This window comes from Bacillus sp. AY2-1, from assembly GCF_008368965.1.
GTDB classification, from domain to species: Bacteria; Bacillota; Bacilli; order Bacillales; family Bacillaceae_G; genus Bacillus_A; species Bacillus_A thuringiensis_S.
Map to the genome: position 1 here is coordinate 62,667 of NZ_QPEL01000027.1, position 20,887 is coordinate 83,553.

The window sequence follows — 20,887 nt, forward strand, 5'->3', positions numbered from 1 at the left end:
GTGGGGGATTTCTATCTCAAAGTTGGGTTGCTCGTAAGTGTCTGATGTGGGGGCGAATGATGAGTGGGGATGAACAAAACGTCCGCTTATTATATTTGCTATATAATTTTCGTTTGAACTCTTGTTGTGCTTCGATTAAACGTGTAATTTTTAAATGCTATTAATTTGGATGAATAAGATGGAGAGAAATGCAGCTAAATTAAAGTTTTGCTTTCATATAAAAGGTGGGGATTGTTAGTTGAAGCCTTATTCTATGTGGTTTTGTATATTTATTCATTTACATAAAAAGTAATAAATGTAAGTAATAAATATATATAAAATAGAATAAAAATGTATTTTTGATTAGAAAATGTGTTTTTTATGCAAAAAAACAAGAGGATTATCCTTTTTCTGGGTAATGCTCTTGTTACATGTGAGTAGTGTGAAAAAATAAGTGAAAGGAATAATCAGTGGGAAATTCCCACTGATTACAGCTTGTTTTTTATATGAATTAGAAACTTTTATTTTGAAGGTGAACCTTTAATATATTTCCACAAGTCATGGAAGACATTAGCTTTGTGTAATGTATTAAGTAGTACTAAGGTGACTGGACCGATGATTAATCCTAAAAAGCCAAAAAGCTTAAAGCCGACAAATAGAGCGACGAGTGTTGCTAATGGATCGAGACCGATGTTAGATGAAAGTACTTTCGGTTCCATAATTTGTCTTTGGACAATCACGACGATGTATAAAATGAGAAGACCAATGGCGAATGCGGTATCGCCAGTGAAAAATACGTATATAACCCATGGAACGAAGACTGCGCCTGTTCCTAAATATGGTAGTAAATCTACAACTCCTGTAATAATCGCAATAGTAATGGCGTATGGTACGCGTAATATTAAAAGTCCGATCAGTACAATGACGGTTGTCATAGATACGAGTGTAAGTTGTGCTTTCACAAAACCAAATAAAGCTTTTTTTAAGTCGACAAAAATAGTTTTTCCGTAGCCATGTACACGATTTGGTAGTAATTTTCTTGTTTTTTGAGCAAGACGGTGCCAATCGTAACTAATGAAGAAAGTGGCTAATAAAATGAATACAAGGACAGTTAACGTTGTTGGCAGTGCACTAATGAAATTTGTTAATCCGCTTATAATGGCGGTTAAAAGTTCTTTCATTTGTGTTGTTGCTTCTGTTCCTAAGTTTTGAATGTTTTGTGTAATTGTATAGCGCTGTGGTTCTCCAAGATGATTAAATTTAGAGATTAAATCATCGTAGAGAGGCATAATATGATTAAGTGCAAATTGCTGAGCGAATGTAACGATATCCGGAAACTTTACTGTAACAAGTTGGAGTAAGTATGTTGTGGCAGATATTGCTTCAGTCACAAGATATGTAACAAGTCCAACGATAGCTCCAAATACGAGAATTAAGCTAACGAGTACTGCTAGTGCGCGAGGAAATTGTAGTTTTTGATTAAGGAAATTGACGACAGGATTAATCAAATAAGCAAATGCAAAAGCGATAATAAAAGGATAGATAAGCCCTGACATGTATAGTAATACATAGAACCCAGCTATCGTTGCTACAATGACAAATATGAGTCGCAATATCATATATAGTAAGTTTCGGTTCAAAGATGTATACCTCCCATTCCAATTTGGATTATCCTAATTCGTTCAACTTATAACTAGCGTGCTCTGCTGATTAAAGTCTTACTTTAGCGGCAGTAAATCTCCCGCCAAAGCCCAATTGATGACGGCCAATAATCAGTGGAAGATGCCCAACTGATTAAAGTGTTACTTTATGTTATAGTGGAATGATGGATTTAGCCTGCTTTTTTCGGTATATGAATGGCTGTGAAAGCCTATTCGTGATGCTACTACTATATGGTAAAAACTTCATTTTCTCTTCTTTTTATTTTACCTGTTTCTTATTAGAAAAGAAAGAAGAGACGACTGTTTTCAAAAATGTATACATGCTTAAATTTTTTGGTGAAAGTCTCTTTTTAGAATGTATAAAAAATTGAAGGTGTTATCGATAAATAGGCATCTGTATAGCATGTATAACGATAGGTTTAAAGGTATTTTTGTTTGGAAATGAGTTCATTATTTTCAGAAAGGAAGTGTAAACATGATTAGTCAGTCAACGTTATTTTTATTCATACTACTTATTATAGGACTTATTGCTAAAAACCAATCGCTTACTGTAGCTATTGGGGTGTTATTTCTATTAAAATTTACGTTTTTAGGAGATAAGGTCTTTCCTTATTTACAAACGAAAGGAATTAACCTAGGTGTAACGGTCATTACAATAGCGGTGCTAGTACCGATTGCGACGGGGGAAATAGGTTTTAAACAACTTGGAGAAGCGGCGAAATCGTATTATGCGTGGATTGCTTTAGCTTCAGGTGTAGCAGTCGCTTTGTTAGCGAAAGGCGGCGTGCAATTGTTGACAACGGATCCTCATATTACAACTGCGCTTGTTTTTGGGACAATTATAGCGGTTGCGTTATTTAATGGGGTTGCTGTTGGTCCGTTAATTGGGGCTGGAATTGCCTATGCGGTTATGAGTATTATACAAATGTTTAAATAAGGAATTTTATAGTAATATAAAATTTTTGAATTCTTTCTGTTCACAAAAGTCAGATAATTGTTTATAATAGGATTAGAAACTTTGAAAAGTTACATAACAGCAGAGACTTTACACCAGATAAAATAAAAACAACATAAAACAAATGGAAACTTTGAAAAGTTACATAACAGCAGAGACTTTACACCAGATAAAATAAAAACAACATAAAACAATTTTATAATGATATTGTTTTATGTTGTTTTTATCATAAAACTCTTCGGAATGTATTTTCCTCACTAACTTGTTGTTTTGAGCGTGAGGATTCGGGGAGACATTCACGCTCATGCTTTCCATGTAAACCATGGACAATAAGAGGGGAACATCGCAACAAATTTGCATGATCGTGCATTTTGCTTGCCTAAAGAGTGAACGGGCGTTCATAATTCATAAGGGGAGCAAATAGATATAAGGAGCAAGGTTGGGAGAATTTTCAGGAAAAGGAGAGAATGTCATGACTGTTATTCGAGGTTTAGAAGGGGTAGTAGCAACAACATCATCTGTGAGCTCTATTATTGATGATACATTAACTTATGTTGGGTATAATATTGATGATTTAGCTGAGAATGCTACGTTTGAAGAAGTAGTGTACTTATTATGGCACCGCAAGCTTCCTAATGAAAAAGAACTAGCGGAATTTAATGAAATTGTATCTGAATACTATAAAGTTCCAGGTGAGATTTTAACATATTTGAAACAAGTAGATTTAAAAATTGCACATCCGATGTCTGTTTTACGAACTGCAATTTCCATGCTATCATTATACGATGAGAGCGCTGAAATTATGGATGAAAAGTCTAATTATTTGAAAGCGGTTAAATTACAGGCTCAAGTGGGAACTTTAGTTGCTGCTTACGCGAGAATCCGTAAAGGTTTAGATATTGTTGAGCCAAGAAAGGATTTATCATTAGCTGCAAACTTCTTGTACATGTTAAATGATCGCGAGCCAAATGAAGTTGAAATTGAAGCTTTTGATAAGGCGCTTGTACTTCATGCAGATCATGAGTTAAACGCTTCTACATTTACTGCACGTGTTTGCGTAGCTACACTTTCAGATGTATATTCTGGTATTACAGCAGCAATTGGTGCATTAAAAGGTCCTCTTCACGGTGGGGCAAATGAAAATGTAATGAAGATGTTAACTGAAATTGGCGAAGAAGAAAATGTAGAATCATATATTCATAATGCTCTTCAAAATAAAGTGAAAATCATGGGCTTTGGCCACCGTGTGTATGAGCAGGGTGATCCACGTGCAAAACACTTACGTGAAATGTCTAAGAGATTATGCGTGCTTTTAGGAGAAGACAAATGGTATAATATGTCTATCAAAATTGAAGACATTGTAACAAAAGAAAAAGGTCTTCCACCAAATGTTGATTTCTATTCAGCTTCTGTATACCATTGTTTAGGAATTGACCATGACTTATTTACACCTATTTTTGCAATTAGCCGTATGTCAGGCTGGTTAGCTCATATTCTAGAACAATATGAAAATAACCGTTTAATCCGTCCACGTGCTGATTATAATGGACCAACGCATCAAGTGTATGTTCCAATCGCACAAAGATAAGCAAAAAACACTATTTTGATAGTGAAAATACGCTTTCAAAAGTCTGATTTTTTCGGAAAGATGTAATGATTAGAATATTTTAATTTGACTAACGGTTTGAACTGAGGGGTTATTCCCTCAGTTTCATACATATGAAATTTCAAACATGGGGGTTATCACATTGACGACAGGTGAAAAAATTACTGTAACTAATGGTGTTATGAATGTACCAAACAATCCGATTATTCCATTTATTGAAGGAGATGGAATTGGTCCTGATATTTGGGCAGCTGCATCTCGCGTAATAGAAGCAGCAGTTGAAAAAGCTTATGATGGTGAGAAGAAAATCGTTTGGAAAGAAGTGCTTGCAGGGGAAAAAGCATTCAACCAAACAGGCGAGTGGTTACCAGAAGAGACTTTAAATTTAATCCGCGAATATTTAATCGCAATTAAAGGTCCACTTACAACTCCAGTTGGCGGTGGTATTCGTTCTCTAAACGTAGCACTTCGTCAAGAATTAGATCTATATGTATGTCTACGTCCAGTTCGTTATTTTGAAGGTGTTCCTTCACCTGTAAAACGTCCGGAAGATACTGATATGGTTATTTTCCGTGAAAATACAGAAGACATTTATGCTGGAATTGAATATGCACAAGGATCTCCAGAAGCAGAAAAAGTTCTTGCTTTCTTAAAAGAAGCAATGGGTGTTAATAAAATCCGCTTCCCAGAAACATCTGGTATTGGTATTAAACCAATCTCAGAAGAAGGGACAAAGCGTCTTGTTCGTGCTGCAATTCAATATGCAATTAACGAAAAACGCTCTTCTGTTACATTAGTTCATAAAGGAAACATTATGAAATTTACAGAAGGTGCTTTCAAAAACTGGGGTTACGAAGTAGCGGAACAAGAATTCGGCGACAAAGTATTTACTTGGGCTGAATATGATCGCATTGTTGAAAAAGATGGTAAAGATGCAGCGAATAAAGCGATGGCAGACGCTGAAGTGGCTGGAAAAATCATCGTAAAAGATTCTATTGCAGACATCTTCTTACAACAAATTTTAACTCGTCCACGTGAGTTCGATGTTGTTGCAACAATGAACTTAAATGGTGACTATATCTCTGATGCACTTGCTGCACAAGTAGGTGGAATTGGTATTGCACCTGGTGCAAACATTAACTATGTGACTGGACATGCTATCTTTGAAGCTACACATGGTACAGCTCCAAAATATGCAGGTTTAGATAAAGTAAACCCATCTTCAGTTCTTCTTTCAGGTGTATTATTATTAGAACACTTAGGATGGAACGAAGCTGCGAAATTAGTAACAGATTCAGTTGAGAAAACAATTGCATCAAAAGTAGTAACATATGACTTCGCTCGCCTAATGGAAGGCGCAACAGAAGTGAAATGTTCTGAGTTTGCTAATGAGCTTATTAAAAACATGGATGTAGCGATAATCAAAAACGCATAATTAAAGCGGGGGGTAAATTATGACAATCAAACGCAAGAAGGTTTCAGTCATCGGTGCAGGATTTACAGGAGCAACAACGGCATTCTTATTAGCACAAAAAGAACTTGCAGATGTTGTATTAGTGGACATTCCACAACTGGAAAATCCAACAAAAGGGAAAGCGTTAGATATGTTAGAAGCGAGCCCAGTACAAGGTTTTGATGCTAACATTATTGGAACATCTGATTACGCAGATACTGCTGATTCTGACGTTGTCGTTATTACAGCAGGTATTGCACGTAAGCCTGGTATGAGCCGTGATGACTTAGTAGCAACGAACTCTAAAATTATGAAAAGTATTACGCGCGACATTGCAAAACATTCACCAAATGCAATTATTGTTGTGTTAACAAATCCAGTTGATGCAATGACATATTCTGTATTTAAAGAAGCAGGATTCCCGAAAGAGCGTGTAATCGGCCAATCGGGCGTATTAGATACAGCTCGTTTCCGTACATTCATCGCACAAGAATTAAATCTTTCTGTAAAAGACATTACAGGATTTGTTCTTGGTGGACATGGTGACGACATGGTACCTCTTGTGCGTTATTCTTATGCAGGCGGTATTCCGTTAGAAACGTTAATTCCGAAAGAGCGTTTAGAAGCAATCGTAGAACGTACACGTAAAGGTGGCGGTGAGATTGTAGGCTTATTAGGAAACGGTAGTGCATATTACGCACCAGCAGCTTCTTTAGTTGAAATGACAGAAGCAATCTTAAAAGATCAACGCCGTGTATTACCAGCTATTGCGTACCTTGAAGGTGAGTATGGTTATAGTGACCTTTACTTAGGGGTACCAGTAATTCTAGGTGGTAACGGAATTGAAAAAATTATTGAATTAGAACTTCTTGCAGATGAAAAAGAAGCGTTAGATCGCTCTGTAGAATCTGTACGTAACGTAATGAAAGTTCTTGTTTAATAATTGAATAGTAGTGAAAAAGATTCGGGATTCCGAATCTTTTTCTACTATTTACCGAATTGTTTTTTTGAAATAATATGAAAACGCTATCATTTGTAATATCCTATAATGAAACTGTAGATTTATACTATACATTGCCCTCATCATAGTAAATTTCGGATAAGGTATCGCTTTTAGTAGGATAATAAGGTGAAAAAATCGGAGGGGGTTGTAACATGTTAAAGAAAAAAGTTCAAATTGGTCGTAAAATGGATGAAATTACAGTAGGAGAGAAATTATCTATCACTGAAAAAATTGAGGATAAAGATTTGTTATTGTACTTAGGGTTAACGAATGATGCCAATCCATTATATATTCAGCATGATTACGCATCCCAAACTCCGTATGAAAAGCCGATTGTACCAAGCATTATGCTAACGGGAATGATTACAACGGCAGTTACGAAATATTTACCGGGTCCAGGAAGTCATATTACTAGGAAGGACCTTACGTTCGTGAAGCATGTTCACCATTATGAAACGTTACAAATCCACTTTGAAGTTGTGGCTGTTTCTGAGGAGGAACATACAATTGATATGCTTGTATCTGCTCATGATGAAAAAGGAGAAACTGTTGTAAAGGGTTCATTAACAGTAACGCCACCTTATAAATCTGTTTCCATTATGGAAAAAGCATTAGATAATTTTTAAAAGATGAAAATATGAATAGCGCTAGCATACCTTGAATAAGGATGCTAGCGCTATTTTTAGTTGAAGAATCCTTCTTTGAACCCTTCAGCAAATTCTGAGCAACCCGTTTTAATCGTATCCCAGCTCGGAGCGTTGAAAGTAAGGATACATGTGACTGCTAAAGATAGAATGGGTAGTATTAGTCGCATAATAGACCTCCTGATTGTGTTAATTTATATATTAAGATTAACGATATAACTATCGGTAATTGAAGTCAATGAAAGGAGTGATTCTTTTAGGTGAGGTGGAAAAAAGAAGAAGTTATCTTTGAAACGATACGAGAAGCTGAAGTGTGGGCCGATTCGATCGCGAATGAAATGTACGGGAGATTATTTGATGGATATGAAACGCTAGATTATAAAATAGCGTATGCTCTTTCGTTTTTCCTAGCACAAAATCAAGATTTTATCCCGCATTAACGGGCAGTAAGATCCCACCTCAAAATTCAGCGAAAGCAAAGAAGTTAGGTCGGGAATCAACTGCCCGTAAAAGCCCCACTGATTAAAGTTTCACTTTATAGTTCATACGGAAGTGAGCTTTAAAGAAGAGAGAGCAATCTATAAAGTTTGGCAAAATCCTGTGTAGTTGCAGGTGAAGCGTAATTACGTCTACTTTCTCAATTCTACACAAACGATCTCCATGAATAGACAATTATATTGAGAGGGACCTTGTTTTCTAGTATGATGAGAATAACGGGGGAAATACTAGGATGAAGAAGGTTTCAAGTCTATAACTTGGAGGAAAAGAATGAACAATCGTATTTTAGTAGTTGATGATGAGGAATTTATCTTAACTTTAATTGAATTTAATTTACAACAAGCTGGGTTTGAAGTTATAACAGCGATGGATGGAGAAATGGCGCTTCAAAAAGCGACAACAGAACGCCCAGATTTAATTATATTAGATTTAATGCTTCCGAAAATGGATGGTATGGAAGTGTGTAAAGAATTACGATTGCAGCGCGTTATGACGCCGATTTTAATGTTAACGGCAAAAGATGATGAGTTTGATAAGGTGCTAGGTCTTGAACTTGGGGCAGATGATTATATGACGAAGCCATTTAGTCCAAGAGAAGTTGTTGCTCGTGTGAAGGCAATTTTGCGCCGCACGAAATTACAACAAGAAGAACAAGTTGCAGAAGCGCCAGATGAAGATAGCATTACAATTGCAGAACTTAAAATTTTACCGGAGTTTTATGAGGCTTATTTCCAAGGAAGAAAGCTTGAATTAACACCAAAAGAATTTGAACTACTTGTGTATCTCGCGAAAAATAAAAGTCGCGTGTTGACGCGTGATCAATTATTAAGTGCTGTATGGAATTACGATTTTGCTGGTGATACACGAATTGTTGATGTTCATATTAGCCATTTGCGCGATAAAATTGAACAAAATACGAAAAAACCGACGTACATTAAAACGATACGTGGTTTAGGATATAAATTAGAGGAGCCAAAAGGGAATGAATAAATTTCGTTCCAGGCTTCTTTTTACATTTGTTTCTCTTATTGTATTTATTTTAGTTGGACTAGGCTTATTGCTAGAAACTGTGTTTGAAAACTACTATATAGATCATGCTAAAGAGAGAATGGTAAAAGAGACGGAGTATGTTGCGGCGTTAGCAGAAGAGCAAGGTTTTGATAAGGTCCTAAAAAATCCATACGTATTTGAAAAGTTAGAAGAAAAAATACCAGCTTCTATCGTATTTGTGAATGAAAAAAAGAAAGTTCAATATAGAAAAGGACAAGAATTGGCATTTAGTCCAGAGACGATTCAAGAACTTTCTTCGGAAGTGGCAAAACAACGAAGTAAAGTGATTACGAAAGAGACAGATCGAAAGAATCAATTTTATCATACGGTGTTCGTTCAAGATGTAGAAGGAAAACAAGGATACATTTTGGTGAAAAGTACAATCGATCCTTTAAGAGACGTACATCAAAAAACGTGGGGATTATTAATTATCGGATTTGTCATTGCTTGTCTCGTAGTTGTATTTTTAGGTATGAAAATTACAGGGCAATATATTAGGCCGATTGAATCAGTTACGAAAGTTGCAATTGAATTGGCGAAGGGTAATTATAAAGCACGTGCATACGAAAGTCATTCGGACGAAACAGGAATGCTGAGTAAAGCAATTAATATTTTAGCTCGTAACTTACAAGAGATGACACTGGAACAAGAAATGCAGCAAGATCGTCTGCATACGTTAATTGAAAATATGGGAAGCGGAATGATTTTAATTGATAGCCGCGGATATATAAACCTTGTAAACCGCTCTTATAAGGAAACTTTTCACGTAACAGATGAAGAATATTTAGATCGCTTATATTATGAATCGTTTCATCATACAGAAATTATTGAGCTTGTAGAAGAAATCTTTATGACAGAAGTGAAAGTGCGTAAACAAATGTTATTGCCACTTGGAATTGAGCGGAAGCACTTTGAAGTATATGGAGCACCGATTATCGGGACAAACCATGAATGGAAAGGGATTGTTCTCGTATTCCATGACATAACAGAGTTAAAGAAATTAGAACAAATGAGAAAAGACTTTTTAGCGAATGTTTCTCATGAATTAAAGACACCGATTACTTCTATTAAAGGTTTTTCAGAAACACTCTTAGACGGAGCGATGGATAATAAAAAATTCTGCGAACATTTCTTGCACATTATTTTAAAAGAAAGTGAGCGCATGCAAGGGTTAATTGAAGATTTATTAGATTTGTCAAAGATCGAACAACAAGGATTTAAATTAAATATGGGAACCGTTGATATGAAGGGGCTGCTTGAAGATATTCATATGGTGCTTGATAATAAAGCAGGAGAAAAAGAAATCTCTTTACAAGTGAATGTATTAAAACGTGCCTCTGTTATTGGAGATCCAAGTCGTCTGAAACAAATCTTTATTAATTTAATTAATAACGCGATCGTATATACACCGGCTGGAGGCGTTGTTTCAGTAGAGTTAGCGGAAGATAAATATAATGCTTATATAAAAGTATCGGATACTGGAATTGGTATTAGTAAAGAGGAAATTCCGCGTATTTTTGAACGCTTTTACCGAGTGGATAAAGCGAGAAGTAGAAATACTGGTGGTACAGGCCTTGGATTATCAATTGTAAAGCATTTAGTAGAGGCGCATCAAGGTACGATTACAGTAGATAGTGAAGTTGGAGAAGGGACAACGTTTACAGTTGTTTTACCGAAATCAGCAACTGAAAAATAGGATGAAGGATGTTTACAATATATTAACAATGTCTTAATTAAATATTAATAAAGCTCTGTTAATATAATACATGAAAACCCCTTCATCCAAGGAGTAATTTTGGACGAGAATAGTTAAACTGTTCTCGTCACTTCCCTTTATGCCAATATAAGTCTGTTTTATATATGAAAGAAAAGAACCGTTATTTTTCTTCTCTCTATTAGTCATGTTAATATAGAGAGAGGAAAGGAACGGTTTTTTTCTGTGAAAAAAATCATTTCAAATTTGCATGGGGAGGTTTCTGATTTGGAAAAAAAGGTCGTATTAGTAGATGGTAATAATATCGCGTATCGTGCTTTCTTTGCACTACCGCTTTTAAATAACGACAAAGGTATACATACGAACGCAATTTACGGTTTTACAATGATGTTAATGAGAATATTAGAGGAAGAAAAACCGACGCATATGTTAGTAGCATTTGATGCGGGTAAAACGACATTCCGTCATAAAACATATAGTGAGTATAAAGGCGGACGTCAAAAGACCCCACCTGAATTATCAGAACAATTCCCGTTTATTCGTGAGATGCTTGATGCATTCAACGTACCGCGTTATGAATTGGAAAATTATGAAGCGGATGATATTATGGGAACGCTAGCAAAAGAAGCAAGCGAACAAGGAGCAAGTGTAAAAGTTATTTCAGGAGATAAAGATTTACTTCAACTTGTTTCTGATAACACGCTTGTATGTATTCCGCGAAAAGGGATTACGGAAGTAGATGAATATACGAAAGAAGCTTTATTTGAGAAATATAGCTTATCACCAAAGCAAATTATCGATATGAAAGGTTTAATGGGAGACCAATCAGATAATATTCCGGGTGTACCAGGAGTTGGTGAAAAAACTGCGATTAAATTGTTAACACAGTTTGGAACGGTTGAAGAAGTGTATGACAATCTAGATCAAGTAAGCGGGAAGAAATTAAAAGAAAAACTGGAAGCAAATAAAGACCAAGCTCTTATGAGTAAAGATCTTGCAACTATCATTACAGATGCGCCGATTACAGTGCATGTGGATGATATGGAATATAAAGGATATGAAGCAAGTGATGTCGTTCCAATGTTCGAGAGTTTAGGATTTACATCTCTTTTAAATAAATTAGGTGTTACGCCAGAAGAAACGGCTCCAGCTGAATTAGATGATATTACATTTGATATTGTGGAAGAAGTTACCGAAGAAATGCTTCAGCAAGATAGTGCGCTTATTGTTGAAGTACAAGAAGATAACTATCATAAAGCAGATATTCAAGGTTTTGGTATTCAAAATGAAAATGGTTGCTACTTTATTCAAAAGGACATTGCTCTTAAGTCAGATGCATTTAAAGACTGGCTTGCAGATGGAGAGATGAGAAAGCATACATTTGATGCGAAGCGTGCAATCGTTGCACTGAAATGGAACGGTATAGATATACAAGGGGTTGACTTTGATCTATTAATCGCTGCTTATTTACTTGATCCGGCTGATACAGATAAAGATTTCCGTACTGTAGCGAAAATGAAAGAAACGCATGCTGTGAAATCTGACGAAGAAGTTTATGGAAAAGGCGCGAAGCGTGCTGTTCCAGAGTTAAAAGTAGTAGCGGAGCATGTAGCTCGTAAAGTGCATGTATTATATGATGTAAAGCAAACATTCGTTGAAGAGTTAGAGAAGAATGAGCAATATGAACTGTTTACAGAGTTAGAATTACCACTTGCGCGTGTATTAGCTGATATGGAAGTAAAAGGTGTAAAAGTTGATACAGAGCGTCTTCGTAATATGGGAGAAGAACTTGCAGGCAGATTAAAGGAAATGGAACAGGAAATTTATAAGCTTGCGGGAACAGAATTTAATATTAATTCACCGAAGCAGCTTGGTGTTATTCTGTTTGAGAATTTAAACTTACCGGTTATTAAAAAGACGAAAACAGGTTATTCTACGTCAGCTGATGTACTAGATAAGCTTATGGATCACCATGAAATTATTCCAAACATTTTACATTATCGTCAATTAGGGAAACTAAATTCAACTTACATTGAAGGTTTACTGAAAGTTGTACATGAAGATTCATCTAAAATTCATACTCGTTTTAATCAAGTGTTAACACAAACAGGTCGATTAAGTTCGACGGATCCGAACTTGCAAAATATCCCGATTCGATTAGAAGAAGGAAGAAAGATTCGTCAGGCATTTGTTCCATCAGAAGAAGGTTGGATTATGTATGCGGCTGATTATTCACAAATCGAGCTGCGTGTATTAGCTCATATTGCAAATGATAAAGGGCTAGTTGAAGCATTCCAACATGACATGGATATTCATACGAAAACAGCTATGGATGTATTTGGCGTTGAAAAAGATGAAGTAACTTCAAATATGAGACGACAAGCGAAAGCTGTTAACTTCGGAATTGTGTATGGTATTAGTGATTATGGTCTTTCGCAAAACTTAGGGATTACAAGAAAAGCAGCAGCGGAATTTATTGAAAAGTATTTAGAAAGTTTCCCTGGTGTACAAGAATACATGGAGGACATCGTAAAAGATGCGAAACAAAAAGGATATGTGGCCACATTATTAAATCGTCGCCGTTATATTCCAGAAATTACGAGTCGTAATTTCAATTTACGTAGCTTTGCTGAGCGTACAGCGATGAATACACCAATTCAAGGTACTGCAGCAGATATTATTAAAAAAGCGATGATTATTATGGCAGATCGTTTAGAAGAAGAAGGCTTACAAGCGCGTCTTCTTCTACAAGTACACGATGAATTAATATTTGAAGCACCAAAAGAAGAAATTGAAAAATTAGAGCAGCTTGTACCTGAAGTAATGGAGCATGCAATTGAACTCGCAGTTCCGCTGAAAGTTGATTATTCTTACGGTCCAACTTGGTACGACGCAAAATAAGGAAGTGATGAAATGCCTGAATTACCAGAGGTTGAAAACGTCAGACGGACACTTGAAAATCTTGTAACAGGAAAAACGATTGAAGATGTTATTGTTACTTATCCAAAAATAGTGAAACGACCGGATGATGCAGAAATCTTTAAAGAAATGCTAAAAGGCGAGAAGATTGAAAATATAAAGCGAAGAGGAAAGTTTTTGCTTCTATATGTAACAAATTATGTTATTGTTTCACATTTGCGTATGGAAGGTAAGTTTTTACTACATCAAGAGGATGAGCCGATTGATAAACATACGCACGTCCGTTTCTTATTTACAGATGGAACTGAATTACATTATAAAGATGTGAGAAAGTTTGGTACGATGCATCTCTTTAAGAAAGGTGAAGAGATGAATCAAATGCCTCTTGCTGACTTAGGTCCGGAGCCGTTTGATGCTGAATTGACACCGCAGTATTTACAAGAAAGATTGCAAAAGACAAATCGTAAAATAAAAGTTGTGCTATTGGACCAGCGTCTTTTAGTAGGGCTTGGAAATATATATGTTGATGAAGTTTTATTCCGTTCTCAAATTCATCCGGAACGGGAAGCTTCTTCTTTAACAGTAGAAGAAATTGAGCGGATTTATGAGGCTACCGTTACAACGTTAGGTGAAGCGGTAAAACGTGGCGGAAGTACAATTCGGACGTATATCAACTCACAAGGGCAAATTGGTTCATTCCAAGAACTCCTAAATGTATATGGAAAAAAAGGAGAGCCGTGTGTAACTTGTGGTACGATATTAGAAAAAACAGTAGTTGGCGGGCGAGGAACGCATTACTGCCCAATTTGTCAGCCTAGAATATAGAAAAGAGATAACATCGGATAGGCATTTGTCATATACATACAGCAGAGCTATGTATAAGGGAGGAGCTTACCGATGTACCTTTATTTATCTCTTATTTTATTAGCTTTTACATTAAGCTTAGATAGCTGTAGTGTAGGGCTAACATATGGGTTAAGAAGCGTAAGAATTCCACTAAAATCAATTATAATTATCGGAATCTGTTCAGCGGCTGTTATGCTTGTTTCAATGGGAATTGGACATATGATCGCGAAAATATTTTCACCTGTTATCGCAACGCGTATCGGTGGGCTTGTTCTTATTGGAATAGGGATTTGGGTGTTATATCAATTTTTTCGAAGTGAGAAAAAAGAAGAACCGAAGCAAGAGGAGAAGGTCTGGAAATTAGAGATTGCCTCGCTAGGGCTAGTAATTCAAATTTTACGGAAACCGACTGTAGCAGATTTTGATAAATCAGGCACCATTTCTGCAGGAGAAGCATTACTTCTTGGTATCGCTCTTTCTGTAGATTCATTTGGTGCCGGAATTGGTGCATCTTTATTAGGGTATGCACCCGCTATGATGGCGATATTAGTTGCAGTTATGAGTTCTTTGTTTTTGTTTATTGGAATGAAACTTGGGACGGTTTTATCGAATATGAAGTGGTTACAAAAATTTACATTCCTGCCTGGAGTATTACTCATTATTATTGGAATTTGGAAAATGTAAGTATGGGCGTGGAACATTAGTTTCGCGCCTTTTATTATGAGGAGGATTATGATGACAGTAGTAATTGGATTAACAGGAGGCATTGCAAGTGGAAAAAGTACAGTGTCTCAAATGTTTCGTGAATTGAGCATACCAGTTATTGATGCAGATATTATTGCGCGAGAAGTTGTAGAGCGAGGAAAACCAGCATATAACAAAATAGTAGAAGTATTTGGAACGGAAGTGTTGCAAAAAGACGGAGAACTGGATCGGCCGAAATTAGGGAGTGTCGTTTTCTATAATGAAGAAAAACGATTGCAGTTAAACAAAATTGTTCATCCTGCAGTACGTGAGGAAATGAATAGACAAAAGGAAATGTACATAAAAGAAAGTATGCAAGCGATTGTGTTAGATATCCCTCTTTTATTTGAAAGTAAATTAACAAGTCTCGTTGACCGTGTTTTAGTTGTAGCAGTTACTCCTGATACACAATTAGAACGTTTGATGAAACGAAATGGTTTTTCCGAAGAAGAAGCAACGGCGCGTATTCAATCTCAAATGCCGTTAGCGGAAAAAGTGAAAAATGCAGATGAAGTGATAAATAATGATGGCACAATTATGGGAACGAAAACACAATTGCAGGTGATTTTAAAGAAATGGAACATTATTGACTAAAAAATTGTGAAATTAATGAAAATGCTTAGTGACATATCTCCTTTTTGTGTTATACTATTATTGGGATTGGAGATAAATAGTATAACGCATTCAAGGGGGATAACATATTATGACTCGTGTGGCAATTAATGGATTTGGACGTATTGGGAGAATGGTATTTCGTCAAGCAATAAAAGAAAGCGCATTCGAAATTGTAGCAATCAATGCAAGCTATCCATCTGAAACGTTAGCACACTTAATTAAATATGATACAGTTCATGGTAAGTTTGACGGAACAGTAGAAGCATTTGAAGATCACTTATTAGTTGATGGAAAAATGATTCGCCTTTTAAACAACCGCGATCCAAAGGAATTGCCTTGGACAGATTTAGGTGTTGAAGTTGTAATTGAAGCAACTGGTAAATTTAATTCAAAAGAAAAAGCAATTCTTCACGTTGAAGCTGGAGCGAAAAAGGTTATTTTAACAGCGCCTGGTAAAAATGAAGATGTAACAATTGTAGTTGGTGTGAATGAAGACCAATTAGATATTACAAAACATACTGTTATTTCAAATGCATCTTGTACAACAAACTGTTTAGCGCCTGTTGTAAAGGTGTTAGATGAGCAGTTCGGAATTGAAAACGGTTTAATGACGACTGTTCACGCTTATACAAATGACCAAAAAAATATTGATAACCCACATAAAGATTTAAGAAGAGCGCGTGCTTGCGGACAATCAATCATTCCGACAACGACAGGTGCCGCGAAAGCGCTAGCAAAAGTTCTTCCGCACTTGAACGGAAAACTTCATGGTATGGCACTTCGTGTACCAACGCCAAACGTGTCTCTTGTTGACTTAGTAGTAGACGTAAAACGTGATGTGACAGTTGAAGCTATTAATGAAGCTTTCAAAACGGTTGCAAACGGTGCGTTAAAAGGTATTGTAGAATTCAGCGAAGAGCCTTTAGTATCTATCGACTTTAATACAAATACACACTCAGCTATCATTGATGGTTTATCTACAATGGTAATGGGTGATCGTAAAGTGAAAGTACTTGCTTGGTATGATAACGAGTGGGGCTACTCTCGTCGTGTTGTAGATCTTGTAACGTTAGTTGTTGAAGAGTTAGCGAAACAAGAAAATGTGCAACACATTTAAGTGAATAAGGGGGAGGGCAAGGCAATATTTGCCCTCTTTTTTTATTTTTTTCTGAAAAGGAAAAAAATTATATGAGTATATTTTAAATAGTGGACATACCACGAAACGTTGTGATTACTGCATTTGTGAATCGTTTATTTTTTTTAGGGAAAAGTAAAGAGGAAAATATGACAGAAAATCGAGAAAACTGTTGTTGCAAAATGAAAATAAACAAAGTATACTAACACTCGTAAACTTAAGAGCTGAGGTACGTAGTCACTACTTAAAGGGTTAGGACCTCTCTGGACTAACTTTCCCCCGTGGTAGTGGAGCAAGCCAAATTGCAAATTAGTTTTCAATTCGAACAGTTAGAATAAATTTACAAGGGGGAACTGTAGAATGGATACTATGGATACGATGGGTCGTCACGTGATCGCTGAACTTTGGGATTGCGATTTCGACAAGCTTAATGACATGCCGTATATTGAACAATTATTTGTGGATGCAGCACTAAGAGCTGGTGCTGAAGTGCGTGAGGTTGCTTTCCATAAATTTGCACCACAAGGTGTAAGTGGAGTAGTAATTATCTCGGAATCACATTTAACAATTCATAGCTTTCCGGAGCACGGTTACGCGAGTATTGATGTTTATACTTGTGGGGATCGTATTGATCCAAATGTTGCTGCAGAATATATTGCAGAAGGTTTAAACGCGAAAACGCGTGAGAGCATCGAGCTTCCTCGAGGCACTGGTAGCTTCGAAATTAAGCAGAGAGAAACAAAAGCTCTTTAAAAAAGAACATAATTGATTTAAAATGTAAAGAGGTGTATAATGCACCTCTTTTTTAGTTTATAAAAAAGAGGTAATATAACGTACTGGTTAGTTGAATAAATTGTACTCTTGCAAATGAGGTAGTGCCCTATATACCATCTTATTTTTAAGGATGAGATGATAAAGTGATGCGCTGAAACTTAAAGTGGTAAGAGAGTTAGAATGAGTTATATAATATTGTATATATATTTTAGGTGAAGTGAGTAGAGAAAAATAAAGAGTATAGTGTAAAGGAGTGAATGAATTGCGTTGTCCATCCTGTTCTCATAATGGTACAAGAGTGTTAGATTCGCGTCCGGTAGACGAGGGGCGCTCTATTCGAAGAAGGAGAGAGTGTGAAAGTTGCTTAAGTCGCTTTACGACCTTTGAAAGGGTAGAAGAGTCACCTCTTATCGTTGTAAAAAAAGAAGGCACACGAGAAGAGTTTAATAAAGAAAAGATTTTACGTGGTTTAATTAAAGCGTGTGAAAAAAGACCAGTATCTTTAAGACAATTAGAAGAAGTAACACAAAGCGTGGAACGTGAACTGCGTAATTTAGGTATATCAGAAGTGAAAAGTGATATGATTGGTGAAATTGTTATGGAAGAACTTCGCGATATTGATGATGTTGCTTACGTACGCTTTGCTTCTGTATATCGTCAATTTAAAGATTTAAATGTATTTATTGAAGAATTAAAAGATATACTGCAAAAAGAAAGAGAGTAGAAGTTGTATTTTATTCTCTTTACATACCGTAAGTAATAGGATAAGAGAGCTAGAAGCGTAAGCTAATAGCTCTTTTTCACTAAGAATTTATATAATGAAGATAGAACGAATGAAGTAGAGGATAGATTGGATGAGAGAAAGGAAAAGCAATAATGGAAAAACAGTCATGGATGGAGCTATTGCCGATTGATCGTTATAAAGTAAGTGCGAAAGGGCTACTGCATAATTACGACCGAAAAGTATTAACGATGTTGTATCAGCCGTTAATAGGTAGTAGAGCTTTTAGCTTATACATGACACTATGGGGGGAGCTAGAGCAAGATCGTGTATTTGGAAAAGAGAATACACATCATTCCCTTATGGTGACTATGCAAATGCAACTTCCTGAAATATATGAGGAACGAGTAAAGTTAGAGGCAATTGGGCTTTTGAAGGTATATATTAAGAAAGAAAAAGATATTCGAATGTTCATATATGAGTTGCAACCACCTTTATCTCCAAAGCAGTTTTTTGATGATATTGTTTTAAGTATCTTTTTATACAATCGATTGAGTCGGACAAAATATAATCAAGTAAAGCAATATTTCTTAGAAGAAGAATTTGATTTTGCTTCTTATGAAAATGTTACGCGCTCTTTCAATGATGTGTTTGGTTCGTTTAATCCAGGACAGCTTGAGCATGCGCAAGAAGACCTTCGTATCCCAAAAACGACAACTATGCCAAGTAACGAGAAGGGAGACGCTCCGAAAGTTTGGAATGATTTCTTTGATTTCTCTTTATTTGTAGATGGATTGTCCGCTCTTGTTCCTAAAAAGTCGATTACAGATCAAGTAAGAGACTGCGTTATAACACTTGCTTACGTGTATGGTGTAGATGTGTTATCGATGCAAAATATCGTTCTTGGTGCGGTGACAGAGATGCAAACAATTGATATGGAAAGGCTTAGAAAAGGAGCTCGCGATTGGTATCAATTTGAAAATGGTCAAGCATTACCGGTATTAAGTGAAAGAGTACAGCCTCATGCTGCACGTACGATGAAAGAGAAAGAGCCTTCATCGCAAGAGGAGATGCTAATAAAGCAGCTAGAGGAAATCTCGCCAAAACAATTATTGAAAGAGATTTCTGGTGGTGCAGAGGCAACGAAAGCGGACTTGCAAATCGTTGAAGATGTCATGATTAATCAAAAATTGACACCAGGAGTTGTGAATGTACTTATTTATTACGTTATGCTACGCTCAGATATGAAACTTGCGAAAACGTATGTCGAGAAGATTGCTGGGCATTGGGCACGTAAAAAGGTTGGTACAGTAGCGGACGCGATGGAGTTAGCGAAAGAAGAGAACCGTCAATATCAAGAGTGGGCTGAGACGAAGAAAAAAGGCCGTACGGCGAAGAAAACGGTACGGAAAGAAATGGTACCAGATTGGCTTAAGGAAGAAGAGCCGAAGGAACAAGAGAAAGAAACGGCGAAGAAAGATGTAAGTGTAGAAAAAGATGCAAGTACGTTAGAAGATGAACGAAAACGATTAGAAGAAGTGTTAAAAAAATATAAGCGTGATTAATAGAAGAGAATGAACGCTCTTTGAGGTGAGAAAATGGAGCATATTCAAAATTCATTTGCAAAATTAATGGGAAATGAAAAATTTAAAAATAGATATGAAGTATTAAAGGCAGAAGTAATGGCGCATCCGCGTGTGAAAGAATTTATAGACGAACATAAAGGTGAAGTAACGACTTCTATGATTGAGCGCAGTCTTGTGAAGCTATATGAATATATTGGACAAAGTGTAGGTTGCGTGGATTGTCCGGATTTAGGTTCATGTAAAAATATGCTGCAAGGGTACGAGCCAAAGCTTGTTATTCAAGGGAAAATGATTGATATTCAATATGATCGCTGCGTTAGAAAAGTAGCACATGACGAGAGAAAGAAATATGAAAAACTCGTTCAAAGTGTATATATGCCAACGGATATTTTACAGGCAACTATGGAAAACTTAGACCCTTCTGATTTAAATGCACGTATCGATGCAATTGGTGCAGCGAATGAATTTTTAAGTACATATGAACCAGGTAAAAAAGCACAAGGTTTATATTTGTACGGTAAATTTGGTGTAGGAAAAACGTACCTTTTAGGAGCAATTGCGAACGAGCTTGCTCGAAAGAAAATAAGTTCGATGCTCGTATACTTCCCAGAATTTTTACGTGAAATCAAAAGTTCGATTCAAGATAATTCGATTGGTGAAAAGATTGATGCGGTTAAACGCGTACAAGTTTTAATGTTAGATGATATCGGGGCAGAAGCAATGTCAAGCTTTGTGCGTGACGATGTGCTTGGTGCAATCTTGCAATTCCGTATGTTAGAAAACTTACCGACGTTCTTTACGTCTAATTTTGATTTTAAACAACTGGAACACCATTTAACGTATACACAGCGTGGTGAGGCTGAAGAAATGAAGGCAGCACGTATTATGGAACGAATTAAATATTTAGCGAAACCAATTCCGATTGGTGGGAAAAATCGTCGTCATAAGTAAAAGAGCAAGCTGAGTGAAGTGACCCCTAAAAGT

Annotated in this window: 19 protein-coding genes; 17 read left to right on the forward strand and 2 right to left on the reverse strand. The window is 36.3% G+C overall.

What is annotated here, in order from left to right; translation table 11 throughout:
• Positions 1–500 precede the first annotated feature (500 nt).
• Positions 501–1,619, reverse strand: a complete 1,119-nt coding sequence (ytvI, locus tag DN403_RS07255) for a sporulation integral membrane protein YtvI (RefSeq protein ID WP_001081375.1) — start codon at positions 1,617–1,619, stop codon at positions 501–503.
• 496 nt (positions 1,620–2,115) lie between these two features.
• On the opposite strand from ytvI, the gene DN403_RS07260 reads away from it, so the two are divergent.
• From DN403_RS07260 to DN403_RS07285, 5 genes are all read left to right on the forward strand, one after another.
• Complete coding sequence (locus DN403_RS07260) at positions 2,116–2,577, forward strand: DUF441 domain-containing protein (protein ID WP_000625507.1); 462 nt, start codon at positions 2,116–2,118, stop codon at positions 2,575–2,577.
• A 457-nt stretch (positions 2,578–3,034) separates the two neighbouring features.
• Positions 3,035–4,183, forward strand: coding sequence for a citrate synthase (gene citZ / locus DN403_RS07270; protein WP_000503651.1), 1,149 nt, complete (start codon positions 3,035–3,037; stop codon positions 4,181–4,183).
• A 160-nt stretch (positions 4,184–4,343) separates the two neighbouring features.
• Positions 4,344–5,636, forward strand: a complete 1,293-nt coding sequence (icd, locus tag DN403_RS07275; protein ID WP_000206893.1) for an NADP-dependent isocitrate dehydrogenase — start codon at positions 4,344–4,346, stop codon at positions 5,634–5,636.
• A gap of 19 nt (positions 5,637–5,655) precedes the next feature.
• A complete protein-coding gene (gene mdh, locus DN403_RS07280) occupies positions 5,656–6,594 on the forward strand; it encodes a malate dehydrogenase (RefSeq protein WP_000153232.1) in 939 nt (312 codons plus the stop codon).
• A gap of 215 nt (positions 6,595–6,809) precedes the next feature.
• Positions 6,810–7,283 (forward strand): MaoC family dehydratase, encoded by a 474-nt coding sequence (locus DN403_RS07285; protein WP_000914181.1) that lies wholly within the window; start codon positions 6,810–6,812, stop codon positions 7,281–7,283.
• 56 nt (positions 7,284–7,339) lie between these two features.
• Here the strand turns inward: DN403_RS07285 and DN403_RS31675 are convergent, their stop codons facing one another.
• On the reverse strand, positions 7,340–7,471 hold the full coding sequence (locus DN403_RS31675) for a hypothetical protein (RefSeq protein WP_001237013.1): 132 nt from the start codon (positions 7,469–7,471) through the stop codon (positions 7,340–7,342).
• A gap of 90 nt (positions 7,472–7,561) precedes the next feature.
• Between DN403_RS31675 and DN403_RS07290 the strand changes: the two genes are divergently transcribed.
• The 12 genes from DN403_RS07290 to dnaI all read left to right on the forward strand — a co-directional run bounded on the left by DN403_RS07290 (position 7,562) and on the right by dnaI (position 20,854).
• Positions 7,562–7,741, forward strand: coding sequence for a hypothetical protein (locus DN403_RS07290; protein WP_001267360.1), 180 nt, complete (start codon positions 7,562–7,564; stop codon positions 7,739–7,741).
• Positions 7,742–8,069: 328 nt separating this feature from the next.
• The gene (gene phoP / locus DN403_RS07295; RefSeq protein WP_001065220.1) at positions 8,070–8,789 is read left to right on the forward strand and encodes a two-component system response regulator PhoP; all 720 of its coding nucleotides are present in this window, start codon (positions 8,070–8,072) and stop codon (positions 8,787–8,789) included.
• A complete protein-coding gene (gene phoR, locus DN403_RS07300; RefSeq protein ID WP_001032097.1) occupies positions 8,782–10,545 on the forward strand; it encodes a sensory box histidine kinase PhoR in 1,764 nt (587 codons plus the stop codon). Before phoP ends, phoR begins: the two co-directional genes overlap by 8 nt.
• 285 nt (positions 10,546–10,830) lie before the next feature.
• A complete protein-coding gene (gene polA / locus DN403_RS07305; protein ID WP_000412808.1) occupies positions 10,831–13,464 on the forward strand; it encodes a DNA polymerase I in 2,634 nt (877 codons plus the stop codon).
• 12 nt (positions 13,465–13,476) lie between these two features.
• Positions 13,477–14,307 (forward strand): DNA-formamidopyrimidine glycosylase, encoded by an 831-nt coding sequence (mutM, locus tag DN403_RS07310; RefSeq protein ID WP_001114475.1) that lies wholly within the window; start codon positions 13,477–13,479, stop codon positions 14,305–14,307.
• A gap of 72 nt (positions 14,308–14,379) precedes the next feature.
• Positions 14,380–15,012 (forward strand): sporulation membrane protein YtaF, encoded by a 633-nt coding sequence (gene ytaF / locus DN403_RS07315; RefSeq protein ID WP_000281729.1) that lies wholly within the window; start codon positions 14,380–14,382, stop codon positions 15,010–15,012.
• Between the two features lie 51 nt (positions 15,013–15,063).
• A complete protein-coding gene (gene coaE, locus DN403_RS07320) occupies positions 15,064–15,666 on the forward strand; it encodes a dephospho-CoA kinase (RefSeq protein ID WP_000219323.1) in 603 nt (200 codons plus the stop codon).
• 109 nt (positions 15,667–15,775) lie between these two features.
• Positions 15,776–16,804 (forward strand): glyceraldehyde-3-phosphate dehydrogenase, encoded by a 1,029-nt coding sequence (locus tag DN403_RS07325; protein ID WP_000198979.1) that lies wholly within the window; start codon positions 15,776–15,778, stop codon positions 16,802–16,804.
• A 387-nt stretch (positions 16,805–17,191) separates the two neighbouring features.
• Complete coding sequence (speD, locus tag DN403_RS07330) at positions 17,192–17,575, forward strand: adenosylmethionine decarboxylase (RefSeq protein ID WP_002003660.1); 384 nt, start codon at positions 17,192–17,194, stop codon at positions 17,573–17,575.
• A gap of 283 nt (positions 17,576–17,858) precedes the next feature.
• Positions 17,859–18,320, forward strand: coding sequence for a transcriptional regulator NrdR (gene nrdR / locus DN403_RS07335; RefSeq protein ID WP_001203687.1), 462 nt, complete (start codon positions 17,859–17,861; stop codon positions 18,318–18,320).
• A 152-nt stretch (positions 18,321–18,472) separates the two neighbouring features.
• Positions 18,473–19,882, forward strand: a complete 1,410-nt coding sequence (locus tag DN403_RS07340) for a replication initiation and membrane attachment family protein (RefSeq protein ID WP_000415031.1) — start codon at positions 18,473–18,475, stop codon at positions 19,880–19,882.
• Between the two features lie 33 nt (positions 19,883–19,915).
• Positions 19,916–20,854: a primosomal protein DnaI gene (dnaI, locus tag DN403_RS07345; RefSeq protein WP_000400117.1), complete on the forward strand. Its 939-nt coding sequence runs from the start codon at positions 19,916–19,918 to the stop codon at positions 20,852–20,854.
• Positions 20,855–20,887: the final 33 nt, after the last annotated feature.

Bases quoted from the DNA above. Each gene is read 5' to 3' on its own strand.
- DN403_RS07260 (WP_000625507.1), top strand. From the start codon at position 2,116: ATGATTAGTCAGTCAACGTTATTTTTATTCATACTACTTATTATAGGA.
- mdh (WP_000153232.1), top strand. From the start codon at position 5,656: ATGACAATCAAACGCAAGAAGGTTTCAGTCATCGGTGCAGGATTTACA.
- DN403_RS07285 (WP_000914181.1), top strand. From the start codon at position 6,810: ATGTTAAAGAAAAAAGTTCAAATTGGTCGTAAAATGGATGAAATTACA.
- DN403_RS31675 (WP_001237013.1), bottom strand. From the start codon at position 7,471: ATGCGACTAATACTACCCATTCTATCTTTAGCAGTCACATGTATCCTT.
- phoP (WP_001065220.1), top strand. From the start codon at position 8,070: ATGAACAATCGTATTTTAGTAGTTGATGATGAGGAATTTATCTTAACT.
- phoR (WP_001032097.1), top strand. From the start codon at position 8,782: ATGAATAAATTTCGTTCCAGGCTTCTTTTTACATTTGTTTCTCTTATT.
- mutM (WP_001114475.1), top strand. From the start codon at position 13,477: ATGCCTGAATTACCAGAGGTTGAAAACGTCAGACGGACACTTGAAAAT.
- ytaF (WP_000281729.1), top strand. From the start codon at position 14,380: ATGTACCTTTATTTATCTCTTATTTTATTAGCTTTTACATTAAGCTTA.
- coaE (WP_000219323.1), top strand. From the start codon at position 15,064: ATGACAGTAGTAATTGGATTAACAGGAGGCATTGCAAGTGGAAAAAGT.
- DN403_RS07325 (WP_000198979.1), top strand. From the start codon at position 15,776: ATGACTCGTGTGGCAATTAATGGATTTGGACGTATTGGGAGAATGGTA.
- speD (WP_002003660.1), top strand. From the start codon at position 17,192: ATGGATACGATGGGTCGTCACGTGATCGCTGAACTTTGGGATTGCGAT.
- DN403_RS07340 (WP_000415031.1), top strand. From the start codon at position 18,473: ATGGAAAAACAGTCATGGATGGAGCTATTGCCGATTGATCGTTATAAA.
- dnaI (WP_000400117.1), top strand. From the start codon at position 19,916: ATGGAGCATATTCAAAATTCATTTGCAAAATTAATGGGAAATGAAAAA.